Here is an 11555-nt window from a genome sequence, read left to right on the forward strand (position 1 = left end):
GACATTAAACTGGTTGTTCCAACGAAAACAAACAGACTCCGAAGCGTGTACATCGCACACGTCCCGGAGCCTGTTTATTTCATTTCCGTTTTTATTTTTTTATAAAGCTTTCTGACCGAAGCGGAAGGGGCGATTCCCACTTCCTTCAGCAGCCAATCCTCCATTTTTTTATAATGCGTGAAGAAAGCAATTCGATCCTTTCGCAGAACGTAGATACTCAGCAGCCATTCATGCGCCGTCTCGTCATATGGAACCCGTTCGAGCATGAATTGAAGCAGTTCATGCGCACGATCAACGTTTTTCGCGTCCATCCAGATGCGGATCAGCTGTTTGGCAAGCTCGGCGAAAATCTTCTGAACACGCTCCTTCTCCGACTCGCACCATGCGTAATCCTTGTCCCCGAACAATGTGCCGCGATATTGAAGCAGCATCCGCTCGGCATCATCCAGCGACTGATCACTCGGCGTCAGGCTTTGGCTGCTGAGTTCCACCAACTGCCTGTAATCGCATGAATCAAGCAGTTCAAAGCGATACACACCTTTTCTTGATTCCAGATGGATGCGGACACCGTTTTCCTGAAGGGTCTTCTTCATCCGGTATACGGAAGTGTGCAAATTCTGCTCCGACTTCTCCGGTTCCTGCTCCGGCCACAAGGCTTCGCATATCGCCCATTTGGAAAGATCCGTGTCGCGGTGGGTCAAAAAGTAGGCAAGAAGCTCTTCCGTCTTCATCGTCGGGAAGCGGACCGTTTCCCCGTTCCTTCCAAACACCGCGAAGCTGCCGAAGCATTGAATGCGCGCATGTGCACTCTCCGCCGCCCGGTTCAGGGAGCTTCCCCTCTCCTTCCGCTTATAGATTCTCTGAATCGTACGTTCGAGCAGGCCTGGATCGACCGGCTTCAGCAAATAATCTATCGCATTGACCCGGAACGCCTCCAGGGCGTACTGGCTGTAGGCTGTGGTAAAAATAATTTCCAGATCCTCCTGCATGTCCAGCAGCAGCGCTGCCAGTTCGAGACCGTTTCTTTCCGGCATTTCAATATCCAAAAAAGCCACATCCGGCCTCAGCTCCGGAAATGCTTTGAGCGCTTCGGAGGCTTTGGTAAATCCACCGACAATCTCCACGTCTTCCCGGACATTGAGTATTTGATGCAAGCGGTGAATGGCCGGTCGCTCATCATCCACGATGACTGCTCTTAACATTATTGATGCCTCTTTTCAGTTTGAAATTCCACCCAATATGCAAGCACCGCATAAAAAGACGGCTGCATTTTTGCACCGCCCCGCGGGTCAATTAAATTGAATCCAATAAGCTGTCCAGCCTTAAGGCGCATCTTCAGATGACACTGGTTAATGAATATCTACAGGCATATCCTTAACCTGGTTTTTGAAATGTTCTTGCGCGGAGCCTGCTTTTCTTTATTTATTCGACAATAATTGGCAATATCCTCCTATTGCCCAAAAACACGGCTCCAAATAATTTCCCTTTAAGGCCATCCAGCAAGCATCTGCCGTGCGAACAACTGACTGTCCGCAGTGATGCGATACTCAATCTCGCCGCTCAGATCCGTGCGTTTCACATCGGCTCCGGCAGCGGTTAAACGCTCCATGACCTCGCCGTTCGGATGTCCATACGTATTGTTCCTGCCGACAGAAATGACCGCAGTATGAGGCTGCCAGTAGGCAAGCCACTCCGGTGTGGAAGAGGTTTTACTTCCGTGATGGGAAACTTTCATTACGTCGATGACATTCGATTTTGTTTTATTTATTGCTTGATTTTCTTCATGTTCACCGATAGCAGCGCTTGCCGGCTGTTCGAGCAAAGCTCCCCCGGATTCAGAAATCCGGGCAAGAATCGCACGCTCCTCCGCTGCATCGGCATCGCCGGTCAGCAGAAACGATCTTCCGTACAGCTCCACGATCATCGCTACGCTCTGCCCATTCTGTTCCTCCACCAGAGGAATAGTGTCGGATTCGCTATCCCTGTTTCCTCCAATTAAGGAGATGGTCGCTCCATCGTCGATTTCCCAGCTTTGGCCGGCCTCGCTGCGGTACATCGGAATTCCCTTGTCAACGGCAGCGCCAAGCATGAAAACCGCATCATCGGAGCGCTTGAAGGTACCGTTCCAAAGCATCCCTTTGACAGGAATATTGTCTACGACAGCCCGCAGCCCCTTGATATGATCGCTGTCCAGATGAGTCATGACCAGCAGATCTATCTGCTGCACGCCGCGCTTTTGCAGCAGCGGAACAAGGACCTTGCGGCCTACCTCGAACGGATCGTCGCGATCCTTCCACTCCTCCCCCTTCTTCCGAAAGCTCACCGATCCCCCTCCATCTATGAGAATATGCTTGCCATGTGCTGTCCGGATCAGAATAGAATCTCCCTGCCCCACATCCAGAAAGCTGACGTAGGCATCGTTATTGTTCCATTTCGGATAATAGGCCCACAGAATCGGAGCAATCAGCGCCAAGCAAAGCAGGACGGGAATTATAATTCGACCGGTGGATTGGATAGGCTGTCTGGAACCCGATGCGCCAGGGGAAGCCTCCGCCCGGTTCGGAAGAAGCGAACCCAGAGGCTGGGTAACGTCTTCTTCCACCCACTGCTTTCCGCCCATCGGTTGGGTATCGTTGTCAGGCTGCTCCGATGACTTCCCGAAGATTGGCTGCAAGCCCCGACGATGAAGCAACGACAGGCACAATCCTATTGATGCGTACATATAAAGAACCCAGCCAAACGGCGGCGAACCAATAATGAAGCGGAGTTGCTGGAATCCGCTTAGCTGCAGTACAACGCCAAAGCTCAAACGGTTGGCTACTGACGCAACCGAACCGAGCCACGCTGCTCCTGCATGCCATAGACTGTCCAGAACTAACGCAGCGCCTCCAAGGGGCATAACGACGAAGCTGATGAACGGTACCAGAATGAAGTTTGCCAGCAAGGAAAGCAGGTGGATCTGATTAAAATAATAGATAGTGAGCGGAAACGATACAGCCTGGGCCACCACCGTTACAGCGATCAAATCAAACAGCGCCTTCGAGCGTTTGCCACGGGGCAGTAATTTCCTGACAGGCTGTACGCCCAGAATGAGTCCGGCTGTAACAAGAAAGGATAGTTGAAAGCCAACATCCTCAAGCAGATAGGGATCCCAAACCAGCATCAGCAGCGCAGCGGCTGACAACAGGTGCAGGCCGTCCTTCAGCTTGTTCAGCCGCGCCGCGAACAACCCCAGCATGGCCATGATTCCGGCCCGCATAATGGAGGGGGCGCCGCCCGCCAGAAGCACATAGAACGGGACAGCGGCAATCATGATAAGCAGCATGCGCTCGCGGGTCAATCGCAGCAGCCGCAGCATCCCCCCGAGGACGTAGAGGAATACCGCTACATGCAGACCCGATACCGCCAATATATGCGTCAGTCCCAGCTGGGAAAATTGCCGGAACTGCTCCGGATCCAGGTCCTCGCGTATACCCAGCACCAGTCCCTTCATATATCCGGCCTGATCCGCTGGGAACAGCCCGTCCATGCGGCTTCCGAGCGATCCGCGAAACTCATCGATGCTACTTAATAGAGAAGCCTTGCTCAGACGCGGACCGGGGCTTATTTGCACGGATGAAATGCCGTTTGCCTTAAGCAGCCAATGGATACGCTGGCTGAGAAGATAGCTCCGGTAATCGAAGCCGCCAAAATTGGTCGCTGCAGCAGGCTCGCTGATTTCGCCATTGATCACGATATGCGACCCCCGTCTCCAGCCCGCGGCAATGGCCTGATCCGGCTGCTCGGCAAGCTTGACGTTGACAAGCAGAAGCTCGCTCAGATTGCGCGGCTCTGATTCGCCAGCCACAGCGGCATCGTGCACGCGCGTTTTAAATTGGGCGCGGTCGCCGTCCACCTCGACAGCCGAGACAATCGTTCCCGAGACTTCCACGCTGTACGCAGCGGAAGTGCCGGGAGCCGCCGCCTCCTGATCGGGTGATGGCAGCGCGCTGACATTATGCTTGTCCGACCAACCCCGTTCTGCCGCTGCACCGGCAAAGGCGATCAGGCAGGCGGCCGCCAGCAGCAAGGTCGAACGATGCAGCAGTATCTGTGCAAACAGCAGGACGGCAAGAGCCCCTCCTGCGAGCAGCAGGCCAGGAAACAGCAGCCCTGCTCCAGCCGCACTTCCAAGTACCCAGCAGAGTGTAAAAAACACCAAGGGTCGACTGTTCATATTCATTTCGGGCCGCTCCTTCCTTCGAATAAAAAAAAGAACCTCTGCAGCGCCCAAATAGGCGCTCACAGAGGTTCTTCCTCAAAATGCTTCATTGCATCCCATACTCAGGATGTGATATTCATCTTCGCCTGCTCCGGCGGCTCATATCCCGCCAATGCACGGAACAAAATGCCTTTTTGCCGCATCAGATCGATCACTTTATCGCTGTCCTTCAAGTAACTCCGATGGTAGACGATTTCCTTGATTCCGCTGTTCGCAAGCATGTTGGCACAAGTCCAGCAGGGCTGATCCGTCACATATACGGTAGAGCCTTCCCGGTCGATCCGGTCGGTGAAGAGCAGCAGGTTCTGTTCCGCATGAATGGTTCGGATACAGCGCTGCTTTTTGACCATCCGCTCTTCTCCGTCCGTAATTTGAAGCTCCAGCTCCTCCACAATCATGCAGCCGGCCTCCGAACAGTCGGCCACGCCCATGGGAGCTCCGTTATATGCCGTCCCGAGCAGCTTCTTCCCCTGCACCAGCACAGACCCTACATGCCGCCTCAAACAACGTGAACGCGTGGAGACCATGTAGGCAATATCCATGAAGTAAGTATCCCAGTCTTTGCGCGCGCTCTCGCGCGAATCCGTAACCATCGTAATTTTTCCTCTCCTATCCTATCCTGTTAATCCTACTGCTGACTGGCCGACAAAGCCTGGCTCAGGTCATGCAGAATATCGTCGATGCCTTCAGTTCCGATCGAAAGACGGATCATTCCCGGCGCTACGCCTGCCGCTTCCTGCTCCTTCTCCGACAGCTGCTGATGGGTTGTGCTGGCCGGATGGATAATCAGCGACTTCGAGTCGCCCACATTAGCCAAATGGGAGAACAGCGATACCGCATTAATCACTTTTTTGCCGGCATCCGCCCCGCCTTTAATACCGAAGGTAAGGATCGCCCCTTGACCTTTGGGCATATATTTCTGGCCAAGGTCATAGGAGACATGGCTCGGCAGCCCCGGATAGTTGACCCATTCCACCGCATCGTGAGCTTCGAGGAATTGAGCTACAGCCAAAGCGTTGGCGCTGTGCCGTTCCATCCGCAGATGCAGCGTCTCCAGCCCCTGCAGCAGCAGGAACGAGTTGAACGGCGAAATGGCAGCTCCCATATCGCGAAGCAGCTGGACGCGCATTTTAATAATATATGCAATTGGCCCTACGGCATCCGTATAGATGACGCCATGGTAGCTGGGGTCCGGTTCGGTCAAGCCGGGGAATTTTCCGCTTGCCTTCCAGTCGAAGGTACCGCCATCCACGACGACGCCGCCGATGGACGTCCCGTGACCTCCGATAAACTTGGTCGCGGAATGGACCACAATATCTGCGCCATGCTCAAGGGGACGACACAAGAACGGGCTTGGAAACGTGTTGTCGACAATGAACGGAATACCATGCTTGTGAGCAATGGCAGCGACCGCTTCAAGATCAATAATATCACCTTTCGGATTGCCAATGCTCTCCGCAAAAAGGGCTTTTGTATTGTCGGTAATCGCGGCCTCGAAATTGTTCGGATCCTGCGGATCGACAAAATTGACCTTGATGCCCAGCTTGGGAAGCGTAGTTGAAAACAGATTATAAGTCCCGCCGTACAAGCTGGTCGCGGAAACGATTTCATCTCCTGAGCCGGCTATGTTCAGAATTGCATATGTAATAGCCGCCGAACCCGATGCGACAGCTAGAGCGGCCGGCCCGCCTTCCAGAGCGGCAATACGCTTCTCAAACACATCGCTTGTCGGATTCATAATGCGGGTGTAGATATTGCCGAATTCCTTGAGCGCAAACAAGTCTGCAGCATGATCGGTATCGCGGAACCCATAAGACGTTGTTTGATAAATCGGTACTGCCCGCGACATGGTCGCAGGATCGATTTCCTGGCCTCCGTGGACGGATAGCGTTTCCAATGAAAGCTTGCGTTGTTCGGACATGTAAGAATCCTCCTCGCCGGAATTGAGCAGCAACGGCTCTGGCCGCTGCTTTTCCCATTGTCGCACAATCAAGGCGCAACAACAATGGAAGGTTTCATTTTTTCCAGTAGTTTGGGACCGATTCCTTTGACCCGGAGCAAATCGTCAACTGAGCGAAACGGACCATTCTTCTCCCTGTCCGCAACGATCGTTCCCGCCTTGGCTTCCCCGATGCCGGGCAGCTCATCCAGTTCCTGCGCCGTAGCAAAATTAATGTTGATTTTGCCCTCTTCGGTCAGGCCGACTCCCCGAGGTTCGATAGCCTTCTCACCTCCTGCCGCCTGCTTCGCGTCTGTCTCTTTCCCCGAGTCTGAGGGTATATCTTCCGAGCCGGCACCGGTTCCTTCCTTGGCCTTGCTTACGCCTGAGATCTTGGTGTCCTCCGCGACATCCGTGGAGCTTGCGGCTCCCTCCTCTTCCGCATCTATTGAAGCTGGAACCGTCATCCCGCCGCTTTGCCGGTCCGCGCCAGGAGCGTCGTTCTTTATCTTATCCTTCGCAGCAGGTCCTGGCTCATTGTCCGCCGGATTCAACACTTCTTTCACCTGGCTGTTCATAGCCACCCAGCCTGGCGGCTCGCTGGAATCCGACTGATAGAGCGCAGCGACCAGCAGCAGGGCCCCCAGGAGAAGCAGGGCGGCCATCATAAATTTTCGATTCCAGTCGGATCTTCTTTTTTCAGAGTACATATTGTAGATGTCACCTCTGTCCTTTATTTATCCGGCGATAATGTCTAAAACTTTGCCGTACTTTTGGTTATGTTGGCCTTGCCCCCTTGCATAGGGTAGTAAGAGCAAAGTGCCAAGGAGGGGTTACGATGAATGTTGGATTTATCGGAATCGGAAGTATGGGAAGCTTGCTCATCGATTCGTTTATCGGTTCGGGCGCGCTTGAACCGTCACAAATTACCGCCAGCAACCGTACCTTCGCCAAAGCGGAAAAGCTTGCCGTCCGGCACCTTGGCCTGCGCGCTGTCCCCCTTAACCGCGATGCCGTCATCGGACAGGATCTGATATTTTTGTGCATCAAGCCGCTAGAATATAAACGGGTCATCGAGGAGATTCGCGGGATTCTGTCGGAAGACCAGATTGTTATCTCGATTACCAGCCCTGTCCTGATTGAGCAGCTGGAAAATTCTCTCCCCTGCAAGATAGCGAAAGTCATTCCCAGCATAACGAATTATGTATGCTGCGGCGCAACCTTATGCATGTACGGCGATAGACTGAATGAAGCGGATAAAGCCCGCCTGAACAACCTTTTCTCCATGATCAGCGCGCCTCTGGCCATTGATGAGAAGCATACGCGGATCGTCTCGGATATTTCCAGCTGCGGTCCGGCCTTCATGGCCTTTGTCCTGCAGAGCTTCATCAACGCGGCGGTTGAAGAAACCGGAATCCCCCGGGAAGAGGCGGAGATTGTGGCAAGCGCGATGCTCTATGGCACCGGCCAGCTGCTCACCGAAGGAGGCATGTCGCCAGAAACCCTTCAGGCAAGAGTAGCCGTTCCCGGCGGCATAACCGCCCAGGCGCTTGCCCTGCTGAGCCGCGAGCTTGACGGTGTATTCAATGCCGTCATCCGGACGACACATGCCAAATACGAGGAAGATCTGGAGCGGGTCGCTCTCTCCTTATACGGCAAAGAGGTGAATGGCCCATAACGCATGCTTTGCGTTAATAAGCCATTCACCTCTTTTTACCAGGCAGCTTTGCTTACCTTGACTGATCCTTAATTGGCTACGATGTTGACAAGCTTGCCTTTGACGGCAATTACTTTGCGGATCGTTTTGCCCTCAAGCGCCTCAGCCACTTTAACGGATTGCTTGGCGATGCTCTCCATCTCGGATTCCTCCGTATCGGCCACTATCGAGAGACGATCGAGGATTTTTCCGTTGACCTGTACGACAATTTCCACCTCTTGATCAATCGTCCAGGACTCATCATAGGCTGGCCAAGCCACATAAGTGACCGAACCGGTATGACCCAGCTTTGACCACAGCTCTTCGGCGATATGCGGCGCGAGCGGAGACAGCATCTGAACAAAATGCTCGACTGCTTCCCGGGGGAGCGATTCTGCCTTGTACGCCTCATTGACGAATATCATCAGTTGACTGATCGCCGTATTGAAGCGCAGATGCTCGTAATCGTCCGTTACCTTCTTGATCGTGCGATGCCAGGTGCGCTTGAACGCATCCGACGTTTTTGCATCCGATATTTTCGCATGAAGAGCGCCGTCTTCCCCGATCGCCATACGCCATACGCGGCTGAGGAAACGATACATCCCTTCCACACCGTTGGTATTCCATGGCTTCGTAGCTTCAAGCGGTCCCATGAACATCTCATACATCCGCAGCGTATCTGCCCCGAACTCATTGACAATATCATCAGGATTGATGACATTGCCCCGCGATTTGCTCATCTTCTCATTATTCATGCCAAGAATCATGCCTTGATTGACCAGCTTATGGAACGGCTCCTTCGTATCCACAATACCCAGATCGTACAGCACCTTATGCCAAAAGCGCGCATAAAGCAGATGAAGCACGGCATGCTCCGCGCCGCCGATATACAGATCCACCGGCAGCCACTGCGCCTGCTTCTCCTTGGAACAAAGCTCATTCTGGTTGTGAGGATCAATAAACCGCAGATAATACCAGCAGCTGCCTGCCCATTGCGGCATCGTATTGGTTTCCCGGCGCGCCTTCATCCCCGTTTCCGGATCAATCGTCTCCACCCATTCGGTTACATTCGCCAAAGGCGATTCGCCCGTCCCGGAAGGCTTGATCTGATCGATTTCCGGCAGCAGCAACGGCAGCTGATCATCCGGAACCGGCTTCATCGTGCCATCCTCCAGATGAAGAATCGGAATCGGCTCCCCCCAATAACGCTGGCGGCTGAACAGCCAGTCGCGAAGGCGGTAGGTGATTTTGCCTTTGCCCTTGCCGTTCTCCTCCAGCTTGCGGATCATCAGGGCGATAGCCTCTTCGTTGTTCAATCCGTTCAAATATTGCGAATTCACATGGGGACCGTCTCCGGCGTAGGCTTCCCCGGTGATCGTCCCGCCCTGAACAACCTCCACTATAGGCAGATCAAACTGCTTGGCGAATTCCCAATCGCGTTGATCATGGCCCGGTACTGCCATAATGGCCCCGGTGCCGTATCCAGCAAGAACGTAATCGGCGATCCAGATCGGTGTTTTGGCTCCGCTCACCGGATTGATGGCATAGGCTCCTGTAAATACGCCCGTTTTGTCCTTGGCCAAATCTGTGCGTTCCAGATCGCTTTTGCGCGCGGCCGACTCCTGGTAAGCTTCCACGGCAGCCTTCTGCTTCGCAGTCGTAATTTGAGCGACAAGCTCGTGCTCCGGCGCCAGCACGCAGTATGTTGCGCCAAAAAGCGTATCGGGCCTTGTCGTAAACACGACCAGCGATTCCTCATAGCCATCGATGGCAAAGGTCACTTCTGCTCCCTTTGATTTGCCGATCCAGTTGCGCTGCATGTCCTTGATGCTTTCGGTCCAGTCCAGTTCCTCCAGATCCTCAAGCAGCCTCTCCGCATATTCCGTGATCTTCAGCACCCATTGGCGCATCGGCTTGCGGATGACGGGATGATTGCCCCGTTCGCTCAGGCCGTTGATGACTTCTTCGTTCGCAAGCACTGTGCCCAGCGCAGGACACCAGTTAACAGGAACCTCCGCCACATAAGCGAGTCCCTTGTTAAACAGCTGAATGAATATCCACTGCGTCCATTTGTAATAATCGGGATCGGTGGTGCTGAATTCGCGGTCCCAATCATACGAGAAGCCAAGCGACTTGATTTGTCTGCGGAAATTATTGATATTCTTGACCGTAATTTCCCGAGGATGCTCCCCCGTATCCAGAGCATGCTGCTCCGCAGGCAGTCCGAACGCGTCCCAGCCCATCGGGTGGAGGACATTATAGCCCTTCATCCGTTTGTAGCGGGAGACGATATCGGTAGCCGTGTACCCTTCGGGATGGCCTACATGCAGCCCTGAGCCGGATGGATACGGAAACATATCGAGCGCGTAAAATTTCGGTTTTCCCTGATCCTCAGTCGTTTGAAAAGTCTTGTGCTCATCCCAATACATCTGCCATTTCGGCTCAATGACCAGTGGGTTATAGCCTTGCTGCTCTGGACGTTCCTGTGACATTACCATTGCCTCCCGGTTTCATTTGCTTATTCGCATATTTTTCATAAAAAAACCTCCCGCCCCCAGCGTAAACGCTAGGGACGAGAGGATTATCTCCCGTGGTACCACCCTAGTTAACAACAGGCATGCTTTGCCGCTGCTCACTCGAACCCTTAACGCGGGCGGGACGGCACGCTTAGACAGGCCATAAGCTAATATGCCTGCTTGCACGTGCGGCTCCAAGGCGAGTTCATAACCCCTCTGGTCCGGCTTGCACCAACCGCCGGCTCTCTGAATCCAGTTCAAGGAAACTACTGCTCCTTATCGACGCCAAACCTAAAATGATTAGTTCGATTATAAAGAAGCACCCCCACGCATGTCAAGAGCACATCTGGATAAGTCTTCATTTTACCGCAGCGAAGAAGAGCCGCTCAGAACGGTCATCGGGCGCAGCCAGCCTAAAGTCCGCGAACGATTCCACCCTGCCAAACCCCGCTCTCGCCAGCGCCTCCAGAATCCACTTCGGCTGATAAGCCCGCTGGACATGAATCTCTTCAAAACGGTTGTAATGGGACGGCCGCTCATCCGACTCACGAACAAAAATCGTCAGATGATGCTCGATTTCCACCCGTTCGCTGTCCAGATCGCTCGTCCAGATGTAGGCGATATCCCGGTCATCAAGCACGAAGGGCTGCTCATCCGCGTAACGCTGCAGAGTCCTGGGCGGATGCACATCGAAAAGAAAGACGCCGCCGGGCTTAAGTCCTTCATAGGTGGCACGGAAGGCGGCTTCCACATAATCCATTTCCGTCAAATAATTGATGCAGTCGCAAAAGGAGATAACGGCATCAACCTGCTCCGGCAGCTCCCAGCTGCACATATCCTGCTGCAGCCAGCGGATGGCGCCAGCAGAGGACCGAATCGCCTGCTGCGGACTTTCGTCCCATTTGCTCCGCCCGATGCTGAGCATGTCAGCCGAGAGATCGATACCGAATACCTGAAAACCGGAGCGAGCGAGCGGAATCGCCAGACTCCCCGTGCCGCAGCCCAGATCGACGACGGTTTGCGGGATGCCGTAGCGGTCCCAGCACTCCCTTGCAAACCGCAGCCAATCGGAATAGGGCATGTCCTCCATGAGACGGTCGTAAACGGTGGCAAACTGCCGGTAAGCACGCATCGCTTCTCTCC

General features: G+C 53.9%; 8 protein-coding genes and 1 other annotated feature. Of the genes, 1 reads left to right on the forward strand and 7 read right to left on the reverse strand.

All coding sequences use genetic code 11. The annotated features are described in order from the left end of the window. Positions 1-74 precede the first annotated feature (74 nt). The 5 genes from AC0YNV_RS11490 to AC0YNV_RS11510 form a co-directional block, all read right to left on the reverse strand. Complete coding sequence (locus AC0YNV_RS11490) at positions 75-1202, reverse strand: response regulator (protein WP_475768209.1); 1128 nt, start codon at positions 1200-1202, stop codon at positions 75-77. 284 nt (positions 1203-1486) lie between these two features. After that, on the reverse strand, positions 1487-4222 hold the full coding sequence (locus AC0YNV_RS11495; RefSeq protein ID WP_475768210.1) for a ComEC/Rec2 family competence protein: 2736 nt from the start codon (positions 4220-4222) through the stop codon (positions 1487-1489). Between the two features lie 101 nt (positions 4223-4323). Beyond that, the gene (locus AC0YNV_RS11500; RefSeq protein ID WP_475768211.1) at positions 4324-4854 is read right to left on the reverse strand and encodes a deoxycytidylate deaminase; all 531 of its coding nucleotides are present in this window, start codon (positions 4852-4854) and stop codon (positions 4324-4326) included. A gap of 35 nt (positions 4855-4889) precedes the next feature. Then, complete coding sequence (locus AC0YNV_RS11505) at positions 4890-6182, reverse strand: homocysteine synthase (RefSeq protein WP_475768212.1); 1293 nt, start codon at positions 6180-6182, stop codon at positions 4890-4892. Positions 6183-6250: 68 nt separating this feature from the next. Next, positions 6251-6910, reverse strand: a complete 660-nt coding sequence (locus AC0YNV_RS11510) for a ComEA family DNA-binding protein (protein ID WP_475768213.1) — start codon at positions 6908-6910, stop codon at positions 6251-6253. Between the two features lie 128 nt (positions 6911-7038). Between AC0YNV_RS11510 and comER the strand changes: the two genes are divergently transcribed. Continuing rightward, positions 7039-7878: a late competence protein ComER gene (gene comER / locus AC0YNV_RS11515; protein ID WP_210037749.1), complete on the forward strand. Its 840-nt coding sequence runs from the start codon at positions 7039-7041 to the stop codon at positions 7876-7878. A 68-nt stretch (positions 7879-7946) separates the two neighbouring features. On the opposite strand, the gene leuS is transcribed toward comER, so the two are convergent. After that, positions 7947-10388 (reverse strand): leucine--tRNA ligase, encoded by a 2442-nt coding sequence (gene leuS, locus AC0YNV_RS11520; RefSeq protein ID WP_475768214.1) that lies wholly within the window; start codon positions 10386-10388, stop codon positions 7947-7949. Between the two features lie 73 nt (positions 10389-10461). Beyond that, positions 10462-10704, reverse strand: a binding site (T-box leader). A 66-nt stretch (positions 10705-10770) separates the two neighbouring features. Next, on the reverse strand, positions 10771-11544 hold the full coding sequence (locus AC0YNV_RS11525) for a class I SAM-dependent DNA methyltransferase (RefSeq protein WP_475768215.1): 774 nt from the start codon (positions 11542-11544) through the stop codon (positions 10771-10773). Positions 11545-11555 lie beyond the last annotated feature (11 nt).

It is taken from the genome of Paenibacillus sp. JT31N11, assembly GCF_056269285.1.